This window comes from Streptomyces sp. NPDC056527, from assembly GCF_042794475.1.
Lineage (GTDB): Bacteria > Actinomycetota > Actinomycetes > Streptomycetales > Streptomycetaceae > Streptomyces.
In genome coordinates, this window is sequence record NZ_JBHTTQ010000052.1 from 1 (window position 1) to 24,626 (window position 24,626).

Below are 24,626 nucleotides of genomic sequence, written 5' to 3' on the forward strand. Positions count from 1 at the left end.
GCCTGGAAGCGCCGACCGGCTGACGAGCCGACGGCGTGACGAACCGACCAGCTGACCGGGTGCCGGGCGGCACGGCCTGCCAGGGCCGCGCCGCCCGGCGCTCTCATGTCACCACCACGCACAGAACGGACCGGGGACGGACACATGACGGACAGCGAGATCTTCGAAGCCGCCGATGTGGTGCTGCTGCGCGCGGCGGCCGGCCCCCTGCCGCCCGCACCGCCCGGGACCGACGCATCCGCGGCCCCACCCGCCGGGACCCCCGGCGGCTTCGCCTCCGAGGCCGCGCTCAGGGCCGAGGTCGGCCGGCTCGCCGCGGACCCCGCCTTTCTCGCGGCCGTCCGACTGGCCAGCCCGAGCCTCGCCGACGAGGTCGAGAAGGTACGGTCGGGCGCCCCGCTCAAGCGCAAGCGCCTCACCCGGGCGCTCGTCTCGCTGACCAAGTACCGGCTCCGGACGACATACCGGCCCACACCCTTCGGCCTCTTCGCGGGCGTGGCCCTCGCCGGAACGGGTCCCGCCCCCGTACAGGCGGTGGGCGGCGCGCACCGGACGCTGAGCCGCCCCGACGCGGCCTGGCTGCACGGAGTCCTCACGGACGCCGTCGTCACCACCCCCGGACTGGGTGAACGTGCCGCGCTGACCGCCAACCCGCTGCGTACCGTCCGGGACGGCCGCGTGGTCCTCGTCGACCACCACGACCCCACGGGCAAGCAGCAGTTGGCGCACTCGGTCCGACTCACCGGAGTCGTCGCGTACGTCCTGGAACGGGCCACCGACCCGGTCGCCTGGCCCGAGCTGGTCCAGGCGCTGGCCGAGCGGTTCCCCCAGGCCCCCGCCGCGACCGTCGAGCGGACCGTGCGGCAACTGGTCGACAGCGGTTTCCTGTTGAGCGACCTCGTGCCACCGCCCGACCACACCGACCCGCTCGACCACGTGCTGGAGCGACTGGCCGGCACCGACCATCCCGTGACCCATGCCCTCGCCGCCGTCCGCGCCGGTCTCGCCGCCCTGGACGCGGCCCCGCCCGCCGACCGGGGCCGGGAGCTGGCCGAGGTCACCGCCCGGATGCGGGAGCTGCGCGAGGCCGACGACGTGATCCAGACCGATCTGGGGCTCGACGCGCGCCTCGTCCTGCCCGCCGGGGTCACCCGTGAGGCCGCGCGGGCCGCCTCCGCCCTGTGGCGGACGACGGCCGCCCGACCGGGAATGCCGCATCTGCGCGCCTACCACCTGGCCTTCCTGGAGCGGTACGGCACCGACCGCGCGGTACCGCTGCTCGAACTCCTCGACGAGGCACGGGGACTCGGCCTCCCGGAGACGTACCGGGGCTCCGGCGGGGACACCGCGTCGGTCGAGCCCTCGGCCGCGGAGCGACGCCGCGACCAGCTCCTCGGAGAACTGGTGCTCGGCGCCGCGCGGCACACCGGCGTCGGCGAGATCGTGCTCGACGAGAAGACACTCGACGCGCTCACCGCGACGGAAGCCGGGTCCACCGCTCTCGGTGGGGCGGACCCATCCGGTACGACCCGCCCTTCCCGCCGGGTGCCCGCGTCCCTCGAACTGGGCGCCGAGATCGTCGCCGACAGCTGGGACGAGCTGTGCGCGGGGGAGTTCCGTCTCGTCCTCGGCGCGAACCCGGGCTCGCCCCGGGCCGGTGCCACCTTCGGCCGCTTCGCTCCGGTCCTTGGCGGGGAGACCGGCCCCGTCGCCACGGTCGTCGCGCGCGCCGAGGAGTCGGCCGCGGCCGCCGCGCCCGGAGAGATCACGGCCACGGTGGCCTACCGCCCCCGAGTGGCCCGCTCCGCGAACGTGGCCACCGTGCCGCAGTGGCTCCCGTACCGGATTCCGCTGGGCGTCACGCGGGCCGCCCGCGACGGAGTCATCGACCTGCGCCCCGAGGAACTCGCCGTCCACGCGGACCTGGACGGGCTGCGGGTCGTGCACACACCGACCGGCCGGCCGGTGCGCCCGGTGTCGTACTCCATGCTCAACCCCGGCAGCGGCCATCTCCCGTACGTGGCACGCTTCCTGCTCGATCTCGGCTACGAGGGCCAGGACTGGTGCACCCCCTGGAACTGGGGATCCTGGGCCTCCGCGCCCGCCCTGCCCCGGGTCCGTCTGGGCCGCACGGTGCTGGCCCCGGCCCGCTGGCTCCCCGACACCGCGCTGCGGGAGCGGGCCGCGGAGACCGACGGCGCCGACCCGGGCTGGCGCGCGGCGGTCGCCGCATGGCGGCGGCGCCTGCGCGTCCCCCGGTACACGCTGCTCACCCGGGTGGACAACCGGGTGACCGTCGACCTCGACGATCCGCGCCATCTGCCGGTCCTCCACGACGAGGTGAAGCGGCCCCAGGGCCTGGTGATCACCGAGTGGTACGGCGGCCCGGAAGGCGCAGGCTGGTTCACCGCCGCCGACGGCCCGCACGCCACCGAACTGGTCGTCCCCCTCTTCGCCCGCCGCCCGAAGCCGACACGGCCCGCGACCCGGGGGCCGGCCACCGCCGGGGCCGAGGCAGAGGACCGCGCACGGTGGGCGGCCATGCCCGGCGGCGAGTGGCTCTACGCCAAGCTCTACATCCCCGACTCCCTCCAACAGCACGTCCTGGCACAGCACGTGGGTCGGCTCGTCGATTCCGAGACCGTGCGCGCGGCCGGCGTCGACAGCTGGTTCTTCCTGCGGTACGCCGACCCCGACCCTCATCTGCGGCTGCGCTTCCACGGCAAGCCGGAGGGCCTGTGGCCGGTGCTGCTGCCCGCCGTACGGGAATGGGCCGAGGAGCTGCGGGACGCGGGGCTGACCGACCGGCTGGTGCTCGACACCTACGACCCGGAGATCGAGCGGTACGGAGGAGCGGCCGCCCTCGGTCACGCCGAGCGGGTCTTCCACACCGACAGCGCCGTCGTCCTGGCCCGGCTCGCCCCGCAGGCCGACCCCGCGCTGCCGCCGGTCACCCAGGCGGCGCTCGGGATCCTCGACCTCCTCACCGGGCTCGGCACGCCGGAGGAGGTCCTCGGCTGGCTCGGTGACCCGGGATTCCTCGCCCGGCGCTCCGAGGTGGCGCGCGCGACGAAGGAGGCGGTCGCCGACCGGCTCGACGGGAGCCTCGCGGGCGCCTCCGAGCCACCGGGCCTCGCCGCCGCCCTGGCGGCGCGCGGCGCTGCGCTGGCCGGGCTCCGGGAGGTCCTCGCCGTCGAGTCCGCGGAGCCCGCGGGCACCTCCGACCCCGCCGGATCCGCCGCTGCCCGGGACCGGCGGGCCGCGGTGGCGATGAGCCTCGCCCACATGCACTGCAACCGGCTCCTCGGCCCCCGCCGCGAGGAGGAGATCCTCGCCCATGTGACCGCCCGCGAGGGCCTCGCCCTCGGTCTCAGCAGGAAGAGGCACGGCCGATGACCCTCGCCCACGACCCCCGGGCAGCGGCGCTGGAGACCGCCTACACCGTCGCGGAGCGGCTCCGTGACCCGGCGCGCGTCGCCCGCGTCACGGCGGCCGCATGCGCCGAGGTGCCCGCCGAGCTGATGCTGCCCGGCTGGCAGCCGGCGTCCGTGCTCCTCGGTCACCCCGGAGTGAGCCTGCTGCACACCGCCTGCGCGCGCGACGACGAGCAGTGGTCCGGGGTCGCCCACGCCCACCTCGCCGCAGGCGTCGCCGCGGCCCCGCAGGCGGGACCGGCGGCCGTCGGCAACCTGGTCCTGCCCGCGCTGCTGCGTGCCGAGGACACCGGAGGGTACGCCCGGTTGCTGGACCGGAGCGTCGGCGTGCTCGCCGACCACACCCGGTCCAGGGTCGCCGCGCTCCGCGTCCGGCGCGCCGATGGCCTCTCGTACCTGGACTACGACGTCGTCGCGGGCCTCACCGGCCAGGGCCGGGTGCTCCTCGCGGCGGCCGACCGGGGCGACGAACGGGCGGCGGACGCGCTGGCAGGCGTCCTCGCTCTGCTGATCGAACTCACCGAGCCGGTGCGGGTCGACGGTGAGGACGTCCCCGGGTGGTGGTGCGCCCCGGCACGCTACGTGGTGCCCCGGGACCGGGCCGCCTACCCGCGCGGCGACTTCAACGCGGGAGCAGCCCACGGCGTCTGCGGCCCGCTCGCCCTGCTGTCCCTCGCGCACCTCGCGGGCCACCGGGTGCCCGGCACCCCGGACGCGGTCCGGCGGATCACCGACTGGCTGCGGGGACACGCGTACGACGACGGGCGGGGCGGGGTCTCGTGGCCAGGCCGGGTCGCCTTCGAGGAGGAGACCGGCGCCGCACCGGCCGCCCGGGACGCGACGGCGCGACCCGGCTGGTGCTACGGCACGGCCGGCATCGCCGGCGCCCTCCAACTGGCGGGCACGGCCCTGGGCGACGGGACGATGTCGCGGCAGGCCGTCACCGCCCTCGCGGCCCTGCTGCGCCGACCGGTCGCCGAACTCGGCGGCGACCCGGGCTTCTGTCACGGTCTCGCCGGCGTCCTCCACGCCGGGGTCCGGCTGGCGGCACGCACGGGTGACGAGGAGCTGTGGCGAGGCTCCGACCGTCTGGCGGAGGCACTGGTCTCCCTGTACGACCCCGCATCCGCCTTCGGCTACCGACAGCTGGTCCGTACCCCCGCGGGTCCGGCGCTCCTGGAGAGCCCCGCCCTCATCGACGGGGCCACGGGAGTGGCCCTCGCGCTCCTCACGTATGCGAAAAGCCGGGGCCCGGCTCCGCAGGACCCGCCACCCTTGGCCTGGGACGCGGTCCTCCTGACCTCGTGACCACCGGACCACCCCCACGTACGGGCTTCACGCACAGGAACGGACGACATGACATGAGCGGAGGACAGGGCAGGCTGCTGGCCATCAGCGACCTGCACGTCGCGTACCAGGAGAACCGGGCGATCGTCGAGGGCCTTCGGCCGACGTCCGACGACGACTGGCTGCTCGTCGCGGGCGATGTCGGCGAGCTGTCCGAGGACATCGACTGGGCGCTGTCCCTGCTGAGCCGACGCTTCGCGCAGGTCGTCTGGGCACCGGGCAACCACGAGCTGTGGACGACGAGCCAGGACCCGCTGAGCCTGCGCGGACAGGAACGGTACGAGCACCTCGTCACCCTGTGCCGCGGCCTCGGCGTCCTCACCCCCGAGGACCCGTACGCCGTGTGGGACGGGCCCGGCGGTCCGGTCACCGTGGCGCCGCTCTTCGTGCTGTACGACTACTCGTTCCGGGTGCCCGGCGCCGCCACCAAGGAGCGTTCCCTCGCCCTCGCCGAAGCGAACGGCATCGTCTGCACCGACGAGTTCTTCCTCCACCCGGATCCGTATCCCAGCCGGGAGGCGTGGTGCGAGGCCAGGGTCGCGCTGACCGAGGAGCGTCTCGCGGCCTGCGATCCGGAGCTGCCGACGGTGCTCGTCAACCACTACCCGCTCGTCCGCGAACCGACCCGGGTCCTGCGGCATCCCGACTTCGCGCAGTGGTGCGGAACGGTACGGACCGCGGACTGGCACCGCCGCTTCCGGGCCCGCGCGGTCGTCTACGGCCATCTGCACATCCCCCGGACCACCTGGCACGACGGGGTCCGCTTCGAGGAGGTGTCGGTCGGCTATCCCCGCGAGTGGCGCCGACCCGGCCACCCGCGCACCGGGCTCCGCACGATCCTTCCGGAGGAGGGCCCGTGATCGAGCGGCTGGTGCCGCCCGGGGTCTGCGCGGTGGACACCTTCGAGGACGTGACCGAGCCCGGGGACCTGTACCCGGCGGAGACCGCGATCATCGCGAACGCCGTGGACACCCGGCGCCGCGAGTTCACCACGGCCCGCTGGTGTGCCCGGCGGGCCCTGACGGGGCTCGGAGAGCCCGCCGCGCCGATTCTGCCCGGCCGTCACGGCGCACCGGGCTGGCCCGCCGGAGTCCTCGGCAGCATCACCCACTGCGTGGGCTTCCGGGCGGCGGCAGCCGCCCGTACCCCCGAGGTGGCGGCGCTGGGCATCGACGCCGAACCGAACGCGCCGGTCCCCGAGGGCGTCCTGGAGTCGATCGCCCTGCCCGGCGAACTGCGCCATGTGCGCGAGCTGCTGCGCGTCGCGCCCGAAGTCCGCTGGGACCGGCTGCTGTTCAGCGCGAAGGAGGCCGTGTACAAGACCTGGTACCCCTGGACGGGACAGCGGCTGGAGTTCGAGGACGCCACGCTCTCCTTCGCGCGCGATGACGGCTCGTTCACCGCCCAGGTCCGTCCGCGCTCCACGTCCTCGGCGCATCCGCCCACCCGGCGGCTCGACGGGCGATGGCTGGCCGAGCGCGGCCTCCTGCTGTGCGCCATCACGGTCACCACGGCCGTCGCGCCCCGGGAGCAGTGATAGACCTGATGCCGTGACGGAACCGGATGTAGCGGGATTGCAGCGCAGGCTGGCCGAGTTCGCGGCTTCGCGGGAGTGGCAGCCGTACCACACGCCCAAGAACCTGGCGGCGGCGCTCAGCGTCGAGGCGGCCGAACTCCTGGAGATCTTCCAGTGGTCGACGCCCGACGAGGCGGACCGGGTGATGGACGACCCGGAGCGGGCGCACCGGGTCGAGGACGAGGTGGCGGACGTGCTGGCGTATCTGCTCCAGTTCTGCGGGGTGCTCGGCGTCGATCCGCTCGCCGCTCTGGCGGCGAAGATCGACCGGAACGAGCTCCGCTTCCCGGTCGGCCGGCCCCCGGGCCGGTCCAAGGACGCCACCGAGAACGGACACGATCACTCTTCGGAGTGATCGCCCGGCTGTCTCCGGGGAGGTTGACCGACACCCCGCGGTGCAGGATGGAGTCATGGATCTCCGAATCTTCACCGAGCCCCAGCAGGGGGCCGACTACGACACCCTTCTCACGGTCGCGAAGGCCACCGAGGCCCTCGGTTTCGACGCCTTCTTCCGCTCGGACCACTACGTCAGCATGGGATCCGCGGACGGGCTGCCCGGGCCGACCGACGCGTGGATCACCCTGGCCGGTCTGGCCCGGGAGACCAGCCGGATCCGGCTCGGCACCCTGATGACCGCCGGCACCTTCCGCCTCCCCGGAGTCCTTGCCATCCAGGTGGCCCAGGTCGACCAGATGTCCGGCGGACGGGTCGAACTCGGCCTGGGAGCAGGCTGGTTCGAGGAGGAGCACCGGGCGTACGGAATCCCGTTCCCCAAGGAGAAGTTCGGCCGGCTCGAGGAACAGCTGGCGATCGTCACCGGGCTGTGGGGCACCGAGATCGGCAAGAGGTTCTCGTACGAGGGCGAGCACTACCGGCTCGTCGACTCGCCCGCGCTGCCCAAGCCCGCCCAGGACAGGATTCCGGTGCTCATCGGCGGCCACGGTGCGAGCCGGACCCCGCGGCTCGCCGCGAAGTACGCGGACGAGTTCAACATCCCGTTCGCGTCGCTGGAGGACAGCGAGCGGCAGTTCGGACGGGTCCGCGCCGCTGCCGAGGCCGCCGGCCGCCGGGCCGACGACCTGGTGTACTCCAACGCCCTCGTGGTCTGCGTCGGCAAGGACGACGCCGAGGTGGCCCGCCGTGCGGCGGCCATCGGCCGCGAGGTGCGGGAGCTGAAGGCCAACGGCCTGGCGGGCTCGCCCGCCGAGGTCGTGGACAAGATCGGCCGGTACGGCGCGATCGGGGCGTCCAGGATCTACCTCCAGGTCCTCGACCTCGACGACCTGGACCACCTGGAACTGATCTCCGCCCAGGTCCAGTCCCAGCTGGGCTGACGGGAAGGACACCCCGATGGCACCCGCTCGCACCCTCGCCGAGGCGCTCGCCGCCGACGTGCTCGTCCTCGACGGCGGGCTCTCCAACCAGCTGGAGGCCCAGGGCTGCGATCTGCGCGACGAGCTGTGGTCGGCCCGGCTCCTCGTCGACGGGCCCGAACAGATCGCGGCCGCGCACACGGCGTACGTACGGGCGGGTGCCCGCGTCCTGATCACCGCGGGCTACCAGGCCACCTTCGAGGGCTTCGCCCGGCGCGGCATCGGCCGGGCCGAGACGGCGCGGCTGATCGGGCGCGGGGTGGAGCTGGCCCGGGCGGCGGGGGAGGCGGCCGCCGAGCAGGTGTGGATCGCCGGGTCGGTGGGCCCTTACGGGGCGATGCTCGCGGACGGCAGCGAGTACCGCGGCCGGTACGGGCTGACGGTGGCCGAGCTCGAACGCTTCCACCGGCCCCGTATCGAGGCGCTCGCGGCGGCCGCGCCGGACGTGCTGGCCCTGGAGACGGTGCCCGACACCGACGAGGCCGAGGCGTTGCTCCGGGCGGCCGAGGGATGCGGGGTGCCGGTCTGGCTCTCGTACACGATCGCCGGGGAGCGGACCCGCGCCGGGCAGCGGCTCGCGGAGGCGTTCGCGCTCGCGGCGGGCAACGACCAGGTGATCGCCGTCGGGGTCAACTGCTGCGAGCCGGAGGACGCGGGCCGGGCCGTGGGGATCGCCGCCGCAGCGACGGGAAAGCCGGTGGTCGTCTACCCCAACAGTGGCGAGGAGTGGGACGCCCGGGCCCGGTCCTGGCGCGGAAGCGGTTCCTTCGATCCCGGGCGGATGCGTGACTGGCCGGCGGCCGGGGCCCGGCTGCCGGGCGGCTGCTGCCGGGTCGGCCCCGAACGGATCGCGGCCTTGGCCGCCGCGCTGGGGGGACCGAGCTCGGGACCCGCCGAAGGCTGAGGAAAATGCCTGGTCGGAGAGGGACGGGCGGACCATACTCGGACGTGTGTTCCTGACGATCAGTACGACCGGCACCCCCGAACGTCCCGCGACCGATCTGGGCTTTCTGCTGCACAAGCATCCCGACAACGCGCAGACGTTCTCGACCTCGCACGGCCGCGCGCATGTCCTCTACCCCGAGGCGAGCGCCGAGCGCTGCACGGCCGCTCTCCTCCTCGAGGTGGACCCCATCGGTCTGGTGCGGCGCGGCAAGGGCAAGGGCCGGGGCGGCGCCCCCGACTCCGCGCTCGCGCAGTATGTGAACGACCGGCCCTACGCCGCGTCCTCGCTGCTCGCCGTCGCGCTCGCCACGGTCTTCAAGAGCGCCCTGCACGGGGCCTGCAAGGCCATGCCCGAGCGGGCCGCGGAGCCGCTGCCGCTGCGCGTCGAGGTACCGGCGCTGCCGGCGCGCGGCGGGGCCGAGCTGGTCCGCAAGCTGTTCGGGCCCCTCGGCTGGGACACCGTCGACGCCGAGCCGGTGGCGCTGGACAGCGCGTTCCCCGAGTGGGGCGACTCCCGCTACGTGCGGCTCGTCCTCGAAGGGGAGCTGCGGCTCGCCGACGCCCTCAACCAGCTCTACGTCCTGTTGCCGGTCCTCGACGACGCCAAGCACTACTGGGTCTCGCCCGACGAGGTCGACAAGCTGCTGCGCGCCGGCGACGGCTGGCTCGCCGACCACCCCGAGCAGAAGCTGATCACCAGCCGTTATCTGTCCCGCCGCTGGGGCCTGACCCGGGATGCCATGGAGCGCCTGGAGCTGGTGCGCCTGGCCGAGAGCGACGGGCTGGACGTCGACGACCTCGACAACGCGGTCGACGAGACCACGGACACCGAGGAGAAGCCCGTTCCGCTCGCCGAGCAGCGCAGGGAGGCGATCCTGGCCGCCCTGCGCGCCGCCGACGCCACCCGTGTGCTCGATCTCGGATGTGGACAGGGCCAGTTGGTGCAGGCGCTGCTCAAGGACGTGCGCTTCACCGACATCGTCGGCGTCGACGTGTCGGTACGGGCCCTGACCATCGCCGGACGCCGGCTGCGGCTCGACCGGATCGGCGAGCGGCAGGCCGGCCGGGTGAAGCTGATCCAGGGCTCGCTCGCGTACACCGACAAGCGTCTGAACGGCTACGACGCGGCCGTACTGAGCGAGGTCATCGAGCACCTCGACCTGCCGCGGCTGCCCGCGCTCGAATACGCCGTGTTCGGCTCGGCGCGTCCCCGGACGGTCCTCGTGACCACGCCGAACGTCGAGTACAACGTCCGCTGGGAGTCGCTCCCGGCCGGACACGTCCGGCACGGCGACCACCGCTTCGAGTGGACCCGCGAGGAGTTCCGCGGCTGGGCGGCGCGCGTCGCCGGGCAGTACGGGTACGAGGTGGCGTTCACGCCCGTCGGCCCGGACGATCCCGAGGTCGGCCCGCCCACCCAGATGGCCGTCTTCACCCACACCGCCACCCCGACCCCGAAGGAGGACACGGCATGACCGACACCACCCGCACGCTGCCCGTCACCGACCTGTCCCTCGTGGTCCTGATCGGTGCGAGCGGCTCCGGCAAGTCCACGTTCGCCCGCCGCCACTTCAAGCCCACCGAGGTCATCTCCTCCGACTTCTGCCGCAGCCTGGTCGCCGACGACGAGAACGACCAGAGCGCCAGCAGGGACGCCTTCGACGTCCTGCACTACATCGCGGGCAAGCGACTGGAGGCGGGACGGCTGACCGTCGTGGACGCCACCAACGTCCAGCAGGAGGCGCGACGTCAGCTGGTGCAGCTGGCCCGGCAGCACGACGTGCTGCCCATCGCGATCGTCCTCGACCTGCCCGAGGAGGTGTGCCAGGCACGGAACGCGGCCCGCCCCGACCGGGCCGACATGCCCCGCCACGTCGTCCAGCGCCACCGCCGCGAGCTGCGCCGCTCCCTGCGCGGTCTGGAGCGCGAGGGCTTCCGCAAGGTCCACGTGCTGCGCAGTGTCGAGGAGGTGGAGGCGGCCGAGGTCGTCCTGGAGAAGCGGTTCAACGACCTGCGTCACCTCACCGGCCCGTTCGACATCATCGGCGACATCCACGGCTGCCGCTCCGAGCTGGAGACCCTGCTCGCGAGGCTCGGATACGTCGACGGCCACCACCCCGAGGGGCGTACGGCGGTCTTCGTCGGCGACCTCGTGGACCGAGGACCGGACAGCCCGGGCGTGCTGCGGCGCGTGATGTCCATGGTCGCGGCCGGCGACGCCCTGTGCGTGCCCGGAAACCACGAGAACAAGCTCGGGCGCTGGCTGAAGGGCCGCAAGGTCCAGGAGACGCACGGCCTCGCCGAGACCATCGAGCAGCTCGGCCGTGAGACCGAGGAGTTCAGGGCCGAGGTCGGCGCGTTCATCGACGGGCTCGTCAGCCACTACGTCCTCGACGAGGGCAAGCTCGTCGTCTGTCACGCCGGTCTGCCGGAGAAGTACCACGGCCGGACCTCCGGCCGGGTGCGTTCCCACGCGCTGTACGGGGACACGACGGGAGAGACCGACGAGTTCGGCCTTCCGGTGCGCTACCCCTGGGCGGAGGAGTACCGCGGCCGGGCGACGGTCGTCTACGGCCACACACCCGTCCCGAACACGTCGTGGATCAACAACACCATCTGTCTGGACACCGGCGCGGTCTTCGGCGGCAGGATGACCGCGCTGCGCTGGCCGGAGCGCGAACTGGTCGACGTACCGGCGGAGAAGGTCTGGTACGAGCCGGCCCGGCCGCTCGCGACCGAGGCGCCGGGCGGGCACGAGGGGCGCCCGCTCGACCTCGCCGACGTCCACGGACGCCGGATCGTGGAGACCCGGCAGATGGGCAACGTCTCCGTACGCGAGGAGAACGCGGCGGCCGCCCTGGAGGTCATGAGCCGGTTCGCGGTCGATCCGCGGCTGCTCGCCTATCTGCCGCCGACGATGGCCCCGACGGCGACCTCGAAGGAGGATGCCCGCGGCGGAGCCGCTGATGAGCACTTCCTGGAGCACCCGGCCGAGGCCTTCGCCCAGTACAGGGCGGACGGTGTCGAGCGGGTCGTGTGCGAGGAGAAGCACATGGGCTCCCGCGCGGTCGCGCTCGTCTGCCGCGACGCGGACGTGGCACGGGAGCGGTTCGGCGTCTCCGGGGTGACCGGCGCCCTGCACACGCGTACCGGACGCCCGTTCTTCGACGATCCGTCCGTCACCGAGCAGGTCCTCGACCGGCTGCGGGCGGCGATCGGCGCCGCCGGGCTGTGGGACGAGCTGGGCACGGACTGGCTGCTGCTCGACGGTGAGCTGATGCCGTGGTCGCTGAAGTCGGCCGGACTGCTGCGCTCGCAGTACGCGGCGGTCGGCGCGGCCTCCCGCGCGGTCTTCCCGGGCGCGATCGGCGCACTGGAGCAGGCGGCGGCGCGGGGCGTGAACGGGCTGGACGCGCTCCTCACCAAGCAGCGCGAACGGGCGGCTGACGCCGAGGCGTTCACGGAGGCGTACCGCCGGTACTGCTGGCCGACGCAGGGCCTGGAGGGCGTGCGCTTCGCGCCGTTCCAGCTCCTCGCCGGGCAGGGTCGCTCGTTGGCGGCCGTACCGCACGACGAGCAGCTCGGATGGCTCGACCGGCTGGTGGAGCACGATCCGACGGGTCTCCTCCAGGTCACGCGCCGGCTGATCGTCGATCCGGCCGACGAGTCGTCGGTACGGGCCGGTGTCGACTGGTGGCTGGAGATGACGGCCGCCGGGGGCGAGGGCATGGTCGTCAAGCCGCTCGGGGCGCTCGTACGGGGTGCGGACGGCCGCCTCGTCCAGCCGGGCGTCAAGGTCCGCGGCCGGGAGTACCTGCGGATCATCTACGGCCCCGAGTACACCCGCCCGGAGAACCTGGAGCGCCTGCGCAACCGTTTCCTCGGCCACAAGCGCTCGCTCGCGCTGCGCGAGTACGCCCTCGGCCTGGAAGCGCTGGACCGACTCGCGGACGGCGAGCCGCTCTGGCGTGTGCACGAGGCGGTCTTCGCGGTGCTCGCACTGGAGTCCGAGCCGGTGGACCCGCGTCTGTGACACGTCCGTGACACGCTCCTCATGGGGGGCGCAGGGGAGTGGATAGTTGCGCTCCCCTGCGCCCCCCGTGCCCGTTGACGGGCTTCTTCGCCAGCCCCTAGCGTTCTTCACCCCACGACGTGACGCAGCGTCAACAGAGTGATTACGCACGCCACATGAGGTGGGAACCAACACACAGAAGCGGGCGAGGGCACGGCCCCACGTGACTTCCACGGCTTCGCGGGCGGGGGTGGACGACAGTGAGTCTTTTCGGCCAGGACCGCTTCCTCCACGCCCTGCCCGACCGGGACCGCCGGACGCTCCTCGCCGAGGGGAGGGCGCACGTCTACGAGCCCGGCGAGGTGATGATCCGGGAGCGCGACACCACCGCGTACGTCCTGGCGCTCCTGTCCGGCTGGTCCGTCGTCTCGGTCGAGACCGAGCGCGGCGCCCGACTCATACTCGCTCTGCGCGGCGCGGGAGAAGTCGTCGGCGACCTCGCCGCGGTGGACCGCAGGCCGCGCAGCGCCACCGTCACCGCCCTCGGCCGTGTCGAGGCCGTCGCCATCACCGGCGACCGGTTCCGCCGCTTCCTGGCCGCCCATCCGCATGCCACCTCGCTGATCCTGCGGCAGCTCTCCGCCCGGCTGCGCAGCGCCGACGTCGAGCGCCGCTCCCTCGCCTCCGAGACCGTGCTCCAGCGGCTCGCGGCGCGTCTGGTCGAGCTCGCCGAGCGGGCGGGCCGGCGCGCGGACGCCGGCACCGTACTCGAACTTCCGCTTCCCCAGCACGATCTGGCCGCCGCCATCGGCGCCACCCGGGAGGCGGTGGCCAAGGCCCTCCGGCTGCTGCGGGAACAGGACGTCGTCCGCACGGCGAACCGCCGTGTGGTCGTCATCGACATGCCCGTCCTGATCCTGCTGGCCCAGGGCGGATCACCCCACACGAAATCGGCGGAGAAACCTCCGCCGGGTGTGTAAACGGCTACATCGCCGGCCGCCGCGCGCGGCCAGGCTTGACCCGTCACCACGGCAACACGGCACACAGGGAGTCCGAGTGAGCAGTGCGGGAGCGAGCGCGGGAGCGAGTGCGGGAGCGATCCATCGCCTCGTCGTCTTCGGCGACGCGGTCGGATCGGGCACCTGGGGCATGGACGCGAAACGACGGATGCGCGCCGCCATGTACGAGGCGTTCGGCGAGGCGTACGCCGCCGTCGGCATCGAGCCGGGCACGGTCCACCAGGAGGACCGCGGCGACGGCATCCTCGGGGCGCTGCGCCCCGAGGTCCCGCCGGCGTTCATGGTCGGACGGTGGATCGACACCCTCTACGAGAGCCTGCGCGAGCACAACGCGGGCCGGCGCGAGCGGCTGCGGATGCGGGTCGGCATGAACGCGGGACTCGTCCTGGAGGACGGTCACGGTCTCGTCGGCCGCGCGGTCGACCTGGCCTGCCGGCTCTGCGACAGCCCCACGGCCAAACGGATCATGACCGACGCGCCCGACGCCGATCTGCTCGTCGTCGTCTCCGACTGGCTCTACGACAACGTGGTCGTCGAAGGCGGCCGCTATGTGGAGCCTGCGCACTACCGGCAGGCCCGGGTGCGCTCCAAGGAGACCGACGAGACCGCCTGGTTCCACATGCCCCGCAGAACGGCGCCGCCGATGCCGCCGTTCGGCGAGCAGGACGGCGGGGACGGCCGTGGCGACCCCGAGACCGGCGGTGGGCCGACGCGGGGGGACGGCCCACCGCCCACCGACACCCCCACGCGGGGCGACAGCTACCAGGCCGGTCGTGACCTCGTGGTGATCAAGGACAACACGATCCACGGCGGAATCACCGGGATCCGGCACGGGGAGGGCGCATGAGCGACGAGGACGGCGCCGCGGCCCGGGACGAGCCCAGGGACGACGGCCCCTCCGGCGGCGGTGACTCCTCGGGCGCCGGCGCCGACCGGGCAGGAGGCGACCGGCACGGCGGCGACCGGGCAGGCGGCGACCGAGCGGGCGCCGACCGGGCCGGCGCCGACCGGGGCGACGCCGCGGGTGAACAGCAGCCCGAGGCCAACCCCTTCGACCGGGCAGGCCGCAGCCCCGTCGACGGCGTGGGCGGCACCGGCGGCGCCGGCACCGCGCGCGCCGCCCTGCGCACGCTCGCCCCGCGCCCCTCCGGCCGCACGTACGACATCGGCCGCGACGGCCAGATCTACGAGGGCAACCAGTTCATCACCCAGTACTGGTCGAGCCCGGGCACGCGCTCGGACATCGTGCAGGGCCGCGTGCCCGAGGAGACCCTCCAGCGCCTGGACGACATCTACTGCGAGGTCCCCGGCTACGTACGGATGAAGGAACTCCTGCGGGAGAGCCGCCTCCTGGTCCTCTGCGGCGAGACCGGCAGCGGCCGCAAGGCCACCGCCCTCGCCCTCCTCTCCGAACTGACCGACCACAAGGTCGCCCGCCTCGACCCCCGGCACCGCGTCGACGAGATCGAGACCGACGTCCTGGAGCGGGCCTGCGGCCACCTCCTGGAGCTGCCGTCCGACGACGCCCGCCTCGACCACGAGCCGCGGCGCGGGCGGGACGAGCCCCGTGACGCGAGCCGCCGCTCCCGCATCCGCCTCTCCGAACTGCACCTCGACCGGTTCAGCCGCCAACTGCGCGAACAGGACGCGTACGGCGTCGTCCTCGTCGAGAGCGGAGACCTCGCCGACCGGCTGATGCGCGGACGGTACGGGATGTACTGCCCGCCCCCGCCCTCCGACGAGGTCCTCCACCGCCATCTGCGGCAGCTGCTGCGCGGCGAACCCTCGGGCGCCCTGGACTCCGCGCGCGATCTCGCACGACGGCCCGAGGTGACCAAGGCCCTGGGCCTCGACGCGCTGCGCCCGCGCGAGGCCGCCCGGCTCGCCGACCACCTGGCCCGGCGGCAGAAGGAGGAGCTCACCGACGAGGAACTCCTGGAGGACTGCTCGGCGTTCGTACGGGCCCAGGCACGCGCCTGGTTCGCCGGTGCTGACCGACCCGGCACCCTGCCCGAGGCGCAGCCCGCCCTCAACGCCACCGCGTTCCGCATCGCCGTCGCCGTCTTCAACGGCTCCGCCTACAGCATCGCGGCCGAGGCCGCCGAACTCCTCTCGTGGGAGCTCGGCTCCACCCTCGACCCCGAACACCCGCCGGGCCGACGGCTGTTCGGCACCCACGCCGACAGCCGCCCGGTGCTCGCCCGCTCCGTCCTGGAGGACGGCGAGCTCGACCTAGGCCCCGCCAAGGTTCCCGTGCGGGCGATCCGCTTCCAGGGCGACGCGCTGGCCACCGCCGTCCTCGGCGAGATCTGGCACGGCTACCACAATGTGCGCGGCCCGGTCTCCCGCTGGCTCCGCTCGCTGTGCGACGACCCGCGCCCGGAGGTGTGGGTCCGCGCCTCCATCGCCGCCGGGGTGCTCTGCTCCTGGGACTGGATCCACGGGTTCGGCGAACTGATCGCCCCGATGGCGGTCACGGACGGAGCCGTGCCGCGGATGGCCGCCGCCACGGCACTCGCCGAGGCCGCGCGCGACCCCCGTGTGCGGCCGGCCGTCGTCGCCGTCCTGAAGGAGTGGGCCGGCGACGACGAACTGCGCGAGGTGGTCCTGCTCGCCCACGGCTATGTGCTGGCGGCGGGCACCGTGGGCGGTTCGCTCGACGGACTGGCGCGGGTGGTGCGCGAGCGCGAGGCGACCGACGTGGACGTCCTGTCCTCGGCGGCGTTCAGCGTCGCGAGGCTCCTCGCCTCGGGGGAGCCGGAGACGGTGACCCGGCGGATGACCGAGTGGCTCGAGGACGGACGCCTGAATCTCGCCAATCTCGTCCTCGTCACCATGGTCGACACCCTGACGTTCCGGACCACCCATCTGTGGGGTCTGCGCGACGTGCCCGAGCTCGAACCGCACGCCGCCCGCCCGCTGCTCGTCGCCCTCCTCGCCACCCGCCCCGATCTCACGCCCGAGCTGGGCGCCCTGCTGCGCCACACGCTCAACGCCGCGCGCTCCGGCGAGGTGGCCCTCGACGGTCTGGGCAGTCTGCTGCGCCGGGCCGCCAAGGACGAGGAGGCACTGGGTCACGTCTGCCGGCTCCTGCCGCTGCTCGGGGTGAGCCGCCGTGACCGGGACCGGCTGCGGGGGCTGCTGAAGGAGCTGGTCGGCGACCGGGACCGGCCCATGGACAAACGCGCGGCGGGCCGTATGTGGGACGCCGTCGCGGAAGGAGCGACGCCATGAACGACCCGCGGAACGAGGACGGCCCGGCCGACGAGCGCCGGGGCCAGGAAAAGGGACGACCGGAGCAGGACCCGCGCGGCAACGGGGCCAGGGGCCCGCTGCTCCGCGAGCGCAAGCCCCCGTACAAGCGCGACAGCGGCCAGATCGCCGCCGTCCTGCTCTACCGCAACGGTGGCCACCGGGTCATGTGGCCCGACCGCAACGAGGACACCGACAAGCCCCTGCTCGGCTCCCCCTACACCGTCTTCGAGGTCCAGCTCGGACGCAATGTCACCGAGTTCGAACTCACGCTGCCCGCCTCCGGCGACGGGGTCTTCTTCAAGGCGGCCGCCCGGATCCAGTGGGAGGTCTCCGACCCGCATCTCGTCGTCACCCAACAGGTCTGGGACGTCGCCGAGTTACTGCGCGACGACCTCCTCGACGGGCTGCGCGCGGTGTCCCGCAGGTTCCGGCTCACCGACGCCCAGCGCGCCGACGAGGCCGTACGGGACGAGCTGAGCTCCGGACGGTTCAGCCTCGGCGCGGACCTCGGTCTGCGGACCCGCGTGCTCGTCTTCATCGACCTGGACGACGCCATCAAGGAGGCGATCGGCAGGCGCGACATGGTCTCCGTGACCATGCAGGTGGACGAGCGCGAGATGGAGCAGCAGCGCCTCAAGGACATGGCCGAGCGGCGGCTGGTCGCCGAGCGCGCCCACGACCTCGAAGAGCTCTTCCGGCGCGGCGACCTCGCGCAGATCGCCCACCACATGGCGATGAACCCCGAGAAGCAGTGGGACATCAGGCGCGAGCTCCAGCACGAGAAGCGGGAGGGCCAGGCCGACTTCCTCGCGGTGTTCAACCGGCTCCTCGACACCGGGGTCCTGGAGCGGCACGACATCGGCGAACCGATGTACCAGGTACTGGAGTTCCTGCGGGAGAGCACCGGAACCGTGCTCGGCGGGGTCGCCGGGCACGTCCTCAACCCGCCCGGTTCCGGCCGGGGGCGGGCCGCCCTGGACCGCGGGCGCCCCGAACCGGTCCGGCCGCCGTGGGACGCCGACGCCGACGCCGACGCCGGTGGGGACGGGGACACCGACGCCGGTGGGGACGAAGCGCCCTGGGACGAGCGCCGCGACACGGGCCGGACACGGAGCGACGAGCGGGACGAGGGGGAGAGGCCGGTGTACGAGCCGACCCGCGTCCAGTCCTCCTCCGAGCGCGACCGCGACGACAACCGAGGGCGGTCGTCCCGCTCCTCCCGGCCCAGCTCCGACTTCGACGACTGGGACGCCGAATGACCACGCCCGCGCCGGCGCCGGTCCCGCGCCCGGGGCCCCCCGACCCCGTACCCCCGACATCCCCGCCCCCCGACCCCGTACCCCCGACGTCACTCCCGGCTCCCGACCCCGAAGACCTCCGCTTCATGGCCGACCGGCTCCTCGTCACCGTCCGCGAGGACATCGGCCGGGCCGACACCAAGGCGGCGATCCTGCTCTCCGGCGCCCTCGCCTTCCTGGCGGTGGTCTTCTCCCGGGACAACGGCCCGCTGCCCGACTCCGGCGCGGGTCTCGCCCTGCTCGTCACCGCCGGGACGCTGTGGACGGCCGGGGTCCTGATGCTCGTCTCGGTGGTCCTGCCGCGCACCCGGATAGGGGCCGACCGCACCCTCCTGCGCGAGCTGACGGCGGGGACGCCCCCGGACGCGCTGCGCGACCGGCTCACGGCGTCCGGCGAGGACGCCACCGGCTGGCTCCTCGAACAGGCGAGCGTGCACGGAGTCGTGCTCGCCGCGAAATACCGGTGGCTGCGCCTGGGCGTCTGCTCCCTCGTGCTCGGCGCGCTGCCGGCCCTCTTCAGCGAACTGTGGTGAGAGACAATGCAGTGGAGAAACACCGGGGGCGTCCTGCTCCTCACCGGGGCGCTGCTCGCGCTCTCCGGCCCGGCGGGCCCGACCGGCGCCGACGCGGCGACCCCGCGGACCGCCGCCGCCACGACCGCCCCACCGACGGACGACGGTCCGGACCCGATCGACTTCGCGGTCGTCGTCGACCAGTCCGCGAGCCTCGCCGACAAGGACCTGGCCCTCGAGACCGAAGCGGCCGCGCTGCTCAGCCAGGGTGAGATATCCGAGCGCTCGCGGGCCACCGTCATCGGCTTCGGCAGCTCCGAGAAGGCCGGCCAGTCCCCGGTGCGGGAGGTCTGCCCGCTCACCGTCGCCGACGCGGCCGGCCGCCAGCGGCTCAGCGACTGCGTCCCGCGGCTGACGCGGCGCGACGCGGCGAGCATGGGACCCGGCACCGACTTCCCCGCCGCGATCCGCCAGGCCGTCTCCCGGCTCACCGAGGACGGCAGGAAGGACACGCCCAAGGTCGTCTTCCTGCTCACCGACGGCAGGCTCGACGTGAGCGACAGCCCCGAGTACGGCACCGACAAGGCCAACCGGCAGGCGAACGGCGAGAAGCGGCTCGCCGAGGAACTCGCCCGCGCCCGGGCGGCGTCCGTCCAGATCTGGCCGCTCGGCTTCGGCGGCGAGATCGACCGCGCCGCGCTCACCGCCATGGCCGAGGGCGGCCACCGCGGCAGCTGCGCCGACCTGCCCGAGGCCACCCCGAAGATGCGGGTGGTCGACACCGCGGCGAAGATCGACAAGGCGCTCCAGGAGACCTTCGCGGCCGCCCGCTGCGCGCGGATCGCGCACGGCACCGTCGGCAAGCCGCCCGCCGACCTGTCCGTCACCATCCCGCCCATCGCCACCGACGGCTCGCTCACGGTCGGCAAGCACGACCCCAAGGTGCGGGTGACCTACTACGACCCGAGCGGACGCAAGGTGCCCACCCAGGGCGAGTTCGACGGCTCCACCTTCGAGGTCAGCGGACAGGACGGCCCGGTCGAGGCGCTGCGCGTCAAGAACCCGATGCCCGGCCGCTGGCGCGTGCACATCGAGGCCCCGGAGGGCCACCGGGACCGCGAGGTCGCCGTCCGGGCGATCTGGCAGGGCCGGCTGCGCTCCGAGGTCACCCTCGACCCCGCCTCCCCGCGCGCCGGCCAGGAGGCCGTCGTGGAGGTACGGATGCAGACCCGGCGCGGTGTCGTCATCACCGACCCCAAGCTGCTGGAAGGCATCAAGGTCTCCGCCGTGCTGACCGGCGCCGGGTTCACGCCCGTCACCGTCGGCCTCACCGACGACGGCCGCGCTCCCGACCGCAGGGCCGGCGACGTCCGGTTCTCGGGCCGGATCACCGTTCCCGCCACCGCCACCGGCGACCTGACACTCGTCACGGACATGGCGGCGCCCGGCGTCACCTCCGACCGCCGTCCGCTCAACACCGAACGGTCGGAGGGCACCCCCGTCGTCACCGCCGGGCTCGCCGTCGACCGGGTGACCGTGCACCCCGGGGACACCGTGCGGGGCACCCTCGACATCACCAACAACGACAGCGGCCCGCACACCCTGCGCCTCGCCCTGAAGGACCAGACGGCCGGCTCCGACCTGAAGGTGTCCCCGGCCACGGTCACCGCCGAAGCGGGCCGGAAGACCCGGTTCGACTTCACCGTCACCGTGGGGAAGGGCACCCCCGTCGGCGAACTCGGCGGCCTGGTCGAGGTCCTGGACACCGCGGACGCCGGCCAGGTCCTCGACACCGCCTTCCTCGACGTACGCGTCGATGCGCCCCCCACCTGGTGGGACCGATGGTGGTGGGCGGTGATCGGCGGGGCGGCGGCGGTCCTGCTCGCCGGCGCCGTCGTGGGCATCCGGCTGATCGCCCGCAGCCGCCGCAAGGACCTGACCGGGGTCCGGCTCGAACTCCTCCGCGACGGACAGTCCCTCAGCACGCTCACCGTCCGCAACGGCAGGAGCAGCGGCGGCGAGTACCTCTTCACGGTCGAGGAGGCGAGGGGCGCGGCCCCCGCGCTCCGCCGCGCCCGCGGCGCTTCCTCGGCCCACCGGCTGCGCCGCACGGGCGCCGGCGAACTGCTGCTGCGCCCGCACGGCGGGCGGGAGTTCTCCGTACGCCCCGGAGTGCCGGCCGGGCTCGACGACTTCGAGCTCGTCGTCGGCGACGGCCGCCGCACCGGCAGCGGCAGGTCGACGCGCACGGACCGGACACCCGGTGCCGGCGGCTGGCGCGCCCGCGTCCCTCGCCGCCGTACCCCCGCCACCGGCGACCGCGACAGCGGCGGCCGCGAGCGGAGCCGTACGTCCGACACCGACGAGGGCCGCCGGGAGCAGCCCACGACCACCAGCACATGGGACCCGAATTTCTGACCGGACCACGCAGCACAGGGTCCCAAGGGGAGACACCACATGAAGATCTACCAGCCCATGCTCTTCGTCGGCCTCGGCGGCACCGGCGCACGCATCGGCAGCGAACTCGAGCGGAGCCTGCGCAGAGAGCTGTGCGGCCCCGACGGCACCGACCTCGTCGACGGGGGCAAGCGGCTCCCCTTCCAGCTGCCCGAATGCCTCCAGTTCGTCTACGCGGACTTCAGCGAGGGCGATCTGAGGCAGCAGCCGCAGTTCCGGGTCAAGGGGGCGGAGAGCCAGGCCTACGCCCGAACGTCCAGGGTGATCCGCGACCTGCTGCCGGCCGAGTTCGACGCCTCGCCCGAGGTGACCCGCATGTTGCGGATCGCCCTGCACGAGGAGACCCGGTCCTGGCTGCCGCCGCAGGCCCGCCAGCCCCGGGTCGCCCCTCTGCACGACGGCGCGGGGCAGTTGCCGACCGTGGGCCGCGCCGCGCTGTTCGCGACGATGCGCTCCGGCCTCGAACCGGTCCTGCGCCAGCTGCGCGAGGCGATCAGCGCCATCGGCACCGCGGCCGGGGACCTCCAGCGGGTCGGCGGCGGCCGCATCCGCGGCTGCGACGTCTTCGTCGCCTTCTCGGTGGCCGGCGGCACCGGAGCCGGCATCTTCTACGACTTCCTGCACCTCATCGGGCACGAGTTCCGCCACGCCAAGGTGCGCGGCGTGAAGATCTATCCGCTGGTCGTCATGCCCTCCGCGTTCCCGCCCGAGGCGGGCGGCGGCCGGGAGGCCGAACTGAACGCCGCCCGCGCCCTGGTGGACCTCTCCCGGCTCGTCGACGACCAGAACGTGCCGGACGCCCTCGACGAGGTCGGCGACATCGGACAGCGCAGCCGGATCAGCGTCCACTACCCGGGGGAGGGCGTCGTCGCGCTGAGGCCCTCGACCGTGCAGACCGCCTTCCTCTTCTCCAAGCCCTCGGTCATCCGGCCCGAGGACCTGCGCCGCTCCATCACCGCCATGGTGATGTCCCTCATCGGCACCGAACTCGGCGAGGACACCGGATCGGGCAACCACGGCGGCGACGACGACTACCAGTCCTTCGCCGCCAGCTTCGTCAACAAGAGCGTGGAGCGGTCCACCCCCGCCCGTACCGGCATCGGCTACCGGGGCATGTCCAGCAGTCTCGCCGCCTCCCTCACCGTGCCGGTCGACGACCTCGCCGAGATCGTCGCCGCCCGCCTCCTCGCCCAGGCCGTCCGGGGCATGACCGAGAAGGCCCGCCGCCCCTCCACCGAGTCCCCCGAGCTCGTGCGGGAGCTCTTCAACCGCTCCGGCATCGGCCGGCTGTGGACCCGCGAGGCCCCGGACGTGCCCGACCCCGAGGAACTCCCGCGGGGGAACCGGGCGATCACCAAGGCGCTGCGGGACCGGCTCGGCGACATGGAGGACTCGCTGGCCCGTCTGGAGGGGCAGCTCGACCGCGAGGTCCCGCGCCTCACCGAGGAGTTCAAGCCGAGCACCGGGGCCCGTGAACTGCTCGACAAGATCGGGCCCTTCCAGCTGGAGGCCGTCCTGAACGGGCTCCCCGGTCACCCCGACCGGGTCGCAAGGGAAGGGTTCACCGGAATGCTCGACAACCGGCGCAACATCCCCGAGCGGCCCGCGCACGTCCAGACCGCGTCCCCCGTGATCCCGCACATCAGGCGCAGCGCCGCCGGTCTCGTACCGGCGCGGTGGACCGACCCCGACGTCCAGGACGTGCTCGCCGAACAGCAGGACTGGTACCAGTGGCGGGCGCGGAAGCTGTGGCACGGCGGCTGGGAGGCGGGCGAGCCGCAGTGGCGCGACGCGCTGCACCGGATCGTCCACGACCTCGGCGAGCTGACCAAGGCGCTCCGCACCCACGAGCAGGACGAGGGGCGGCTCTTCGCCGACCGCAGGCGCGAGCTGTACCGCGACGACCGCACCGGCATCACCTATCTGCTGCCCCCGCAGAACAGCCTGCGCGCCTTTTACGACGACGTCCTCGACCGGCTCGCCCAGAGCGAACGGCTGCCCGAGAACGTCGACGCCGCCACCCTCCTCGGCCGGCTGGTCCGGCCCGAGGACTGGCGCGCGGCCCTGGACGCCGTCCGCGCCTCGCCGGGCGCCCCGGTCAAGGTGATCAAGCAGGTCGTCGAGCAGCGCGTCAAGCGGCTCTTCGGCGAGGCCAACGAAGACCGTTACACCCGTCCGCTGCTGCCCTCCATGGAGCTGCTGCTGCGGGCCGCGTCCGGTGACGAGGCCGCCGAGTCGAAGATCGACGTCCGCTGGCTGGAGCAGTTCCGCTCCGGTATCGCCGGGCTGCTCCCCCTGGGCTTCAGCCCGGACGGCAGCGGGCCCCTGAAGATCCTCATCGTGCACCCGGCGAGCGAGTCCGACTCTCGCGCCGCCGAGTACCTCGGCGAGGAGCTGAACCTGCCCGCCGGCGCGACGCAGGAGTACCGGGCCGTGGACACCGACTCCCTCACCGTGGTCCTGTTCCGCAGCGGGATGAACCTCACCGACATCTCCGAGGTCCGTGGCGTCCTCAAGGTCTGGGCCGACGCACGGGACTCGGCGGGCGAGGACGACTTCCTGCACTGGCGGCAGCGGCTCGGCTACCAGGACGACTGGCTGGTCTCCACCGAGGAGGACCGGCAGCGGATCCTGCACCGGCTGCTGAACGCGATGTGGAACGGACACATCGGGATCGAGGGTCCCGCCGACTCGCCGGAACTGGTCCGGATCCGGCTCCAGGAGGGCGAGTCCGCGACCATGTCGCTGCGCCTGGAGGGCTTCGACGGGGCGCTCTCCAGCTGGGCGGGCCTGCTGCGTGCCTATGAACGCTGGGCGCTGCTCGACGAGGGGCGCATCATCGAGGAGTTCTGCGAACGGCTGATGCGCGCGCTGCCGAAGGGCCTCGCGACCACCCCGGCGGGCCCCTCGCCGCTCTTCGTCCACTTCGTCGAGAAGGTCGCCCCGCGCCAGCTCGTCCTGATCGAGGAGCTGGCCGCGGAGTACGGCGAGGAGGACGCGGAGTGGCTCGTGCCGCTGCGGCACTTCTGGGAGGTGACCTACCCCGGCGCCCTGGACAGGCGCTTCTCCGGGGCGGGCCGCGCGACCCGCCCCACCCTGCGCGCCCTCTTCGAGCGCCACGCCCCGAGCGCCCCGTCCCCGGAGCCGCCCCACGTGCCCGAGCCCCGTTCCTCGTACGACCGGGATTCCCGTCCCTCGTACGAGTCGGAGCCCCGTGCGGGGTACGAGTCCGGCCCTCGCTCGTCGTACGAGTCGGAGTCTCGTGCGGGGTACGAGCGTGAGCCGCGTTCGTCGTACGGGTCCGAGCCCCGTGCGGGGTACGAGTCCGGCCCTCGCTCGTCGTACGAGTCGGAGTCTCGTGCGGGGTACGAGCGTGAGCCGCGTTCGTCGTACGGGTC

At 73.6% G+C, this 24,626-nt stretch carries 16 protein-coding genes; all 16 read left to right on the forward strand.

All coding sequences use genetic code 11. The features are described 5' to 3' along the window. Positions 1 to 144: 144 nt before the first annotated feature. Positions 145 to 3,396 carry a lantibiotic dehydratase gene (locus ACFQ7Q_RS23340; protein WP_383558419.1) on the forward strand — a complete coding sequence of 1,084 codons (3,252 nt, stop codon included), beginning with the start codon at positions 145 to 147 and terminating at the stop codon, positions 3,394 to 3,396. Next, positions 3,393 to 4,742: a lanthionine synthetase C family protein gene (locus ACFQ7Q_RS23345; protein ID WP_383558420.1), complete on the forward strand. Its 1,350-nt coding sequence runs from the start codon at positions 3,393 to 3,395 to the stop codon at positions 4,740 to 4,742. The genes ACFQ7Q_RS23340 and ACFQ7Q_RS23345 overlap by 4 nt, the downstream gene beginning before the upstream one ends. Before the next feature lie 53 nt (positions 4,743 to 4,795). After that, positions 4,796 to 5,641, forward strand: coding sequence for a metallophosphoesterase family protein (locus ACFQ7Q_RS23350; protein WP_383558421.1), 846 nt, complete (start codon positions 4,796 to 4,798; stop codon positions 5,639 to 5,641). Next, the gene (locus ACFQ7Q_RS23355) at positions 5,638 to 6,318 is read left to right on the forward strand and encodes a 4'-phosphopantetheinyl transferase (protein WP_383558422.1); all 681 of its coding nucleotides are present in this window, start codon (positions 5,638 to 5,640) and stop codon (positions 6,316 to 6,318) included. Before ACFQ7Q_RS23350 ends, ACFQ7Q_RS23355 begins: the two co-directional genes overlap by 4 nt. A gap of 13 nt (positions 6,319 to 6,331) precedes the next feature. Beyond that, positions 6,332 to 6,712 (forward strand): nucleotide pyrophosphohydrolase, encoded by a 381-nt coding sequence (locus ACFQ7Q_RS23360; protein ID WP_383558424.1) that lies wholly within the window; start codon positions 6,332 to 6,334, stop codon positions 6,710 to 6,712. 55 nt (positions 6,713 to 6,767) lie between these two features. After that, entirely contained in the window at positions 6,768 to 7,691 is a 924-nt protein-coding gene (locus ACFQ7Q_RS23365) for an LLM class F420-dependent oxidoreductase (RefSeq protein ID WP_383558425.1), read from the forward strand. A gap of 16 nt (positions 7,692 to 7,707) precedes the next feature. Then, the gene (gene mmuM / locus ACFQ7Q_RS23370; RefSeq protein ID WP_383558427.1) at positions 7,708 to 8,634 is read left to right on the forward strand and encodes a homocysteine S-methyltransferase; all 927 of its coding nucleotides are present in this window, start codon (positions 7,708 to 7,710) and stop codon (positions 8,632 to 8,634) included. 46 nt (positions 8,635 to 8,680) lie between these two features. Beyond that, positions 8,681 to 10,150: a 3' terminal RNA ribose 2'-O-methyltransferase Hen1 gene (locus ACFQ7Q_RS23375; protein WP_383558428.1), complete on the forward strand. Its 1,470-nt coding sequence runs from the start codon at positions 8,681 to 8,683 to the stop codon at positions 10,148 to 10,150. Continuing rightward, on the forward strand, positions 10,147 to 12,708 hold the full coding sequence (locus ACFQ7Q_RS23380; protein WP_383558430.1) for a polynucleotide kinase-phosphatase: 2,562 nt from the start codon (positions 10,147 to 10,149) through the stop codon (positions 12,706 to 12,708). Before ACFQ7Q_RS23375 ends, ACFQ7Q_RS23380 begins: the two co-directional genes overlap by 4 nt. Before the next feature lie 239 nt (positions 12,709 to 12,947). Next, a complete protein-coding gene (locus tag ACFQ7Q_RS23385; protein ID WP_383558432.1) occupies positions 12,948 to 13,667 on the forward strand; it encodes a Crp/Fnr family transcriptional regulator in 720 nt (239 codons plus the stop codon). A 76-nt stretch (positions 13,668 to 13,743) separates the two neighbouring features. Beyond that, positions 13,744 to 14,553 carry a hypothetical protein gene (locus tag ACFQ7Q_RS23390; protein WP_383558433.1) on the forward strand — a complete coding sequence of 270 codons (810 nt, stop codon included), beginning with the start codon at positions 13,744 to 13,746 and terminating at the stop codon, positions 14,551 to 14,553. Continuing rightward, positions 14,550 to 16,940 carry a hypothetical protein gene (locus ACFQ7Q_RS23395; RefSeq protein ID WP_383558434.1) on the forward strand — a complete coding sequence of 797 codons (2,391 nt, stop codon included), beginning with the start codon at positions 14,550 to 14,552 and terminating at the stop codon, positions 16,938 to 16,940. The genes ACFQ7Q_RS23390 and ACFQ7Q_RS23395 overlap by 4 nt, the downstream gene beginning before the upstream one ends. After that, on the forward strand, positions 16,937 to 18,220 hold the full coding sequence (locus tag ACFQ7Q_RS23400; protein WP_383558436.1) for a hypothetical protein: 1,284 nt from the start codon (positions 16,937 to 16,939) through the stop codon (positions 18,218 to 18,220). The genes ACFQ7Q_RS23395 and ACFQ7Q_RS23400 overlap by 4 nt, the downstream gene beginning before the upstream one ends. Positions 18,221 to 18,345: 125 nt before the next feature. Further along, positions 18,346 to 18,792 carry a Pycsar system effector family protein gene (locus ACFQ7Q_RS23405; RefSeq protein ID WP_383558438.1) on the forward strand — a complete coding sequence of 149 codons (447 nt, stop codon included), beginning with the start codon at positions 18,346 to 18,348 and terminating at the stop codon, positions 18,790 to 18,792. Between the two features lie 6 nt (positions 18,793 to 18,798). Next, positions 18,799 to 21,189 (forward strand): VWA domain-containing protein, encoded by a 2,391-nt coding sequence (locus ACFQ7Q_RS23410; protein ID WP_383558440.1) that lies wholly within the window; start codon positions 18,799 to 18,801, stop codon positions 21,187 to 21,189. 39 nt (positions 21,190 to 21,228) lie between these two features. Beyond that, positions 21,229 to 24,626, forward strand: a 3,398-nt coding sequence (locus ACFQ7Q_RS23415; protein ID WP_383558441.1) for a tubulin-like doman-containing protein, incomplete at its 3' end; no start/stop codon positions are given.

Bases quoted from the DNA above. Each gene is read 5' to 3' on its own strand.
- ACFQ7Q_RS23340 (WP_383558419.1), top strand. From the start codon at position 145: ATGACGGACAGCGAGATCTTCGAAGCCGCCGATGTGGTGCTGCTGCGC.
- ACFQ7Q_RS23345 (WP_383558420.1), top strand. From the start codon at position 3,393: ATGACCCTCGCCCACGACCCCCGGGCAGCGGCGCTGGAGACCGCCTAC.
- ACFQ7Q_RS23350 (WP_383558421.1), top strand. From the start codon at position 4,796: ATGAGCGGAGGACAGGGCAGGCTGCTGGCCATCAGCGACCTGCACGTC.
- ACFQ7Q_RS23365 (WP_383558425.1), top strand. From the start codon at position 6,768: ATGGATCTCCGAATCTTCACCGAGCCCCAGCAGGGGGCCGACTACGAC.
- mmuM (WP_383558427.1), top strand. From the start codon at position 7,708: ATGGCACCCGCTCGCACCCTCGCCGAGGCGCTCGCCGCCGACGTGCTC.
- ACFQ7Q_RS23380 (WP_383558430.1), top strand. From the start codon at position 10,147: ATGACCGACACCACCCGCACGCTGCCCGTCACCGACCTGTCCCTCGTG.
- ACFQ7Q_RS23395 (WP_383558434.1), top strand. From the start codon at position 14,550: ATGAGCGACGAGGACGGCGCCGCGGCCCGGGACGAGCCCAGGGACGAC.
- ACFQ7Q_RS23400 (WP_383558436.1), top strand. From the start codon at position 16,937: ATGAACGACCCGCGGAACGAGGACGGCCCGGCCGACGAGCGCCGGGGC.
- ACFQ7Q_RS23405 (WP_383558438.1), top strand. From the start codon at position 18,346: ATGGCCGACCGGCTCCTCGTCACCGTCCGCGAGGACATCGGCCGGGCC.
- ACFQ7Q_RS23410 (WP_383558440.1), top strand. From the start codon at position 18,799: ATGCAGTGGAGAAACACCGGGGGCGTCCTGCTCCTCACCGGGGCGCTG.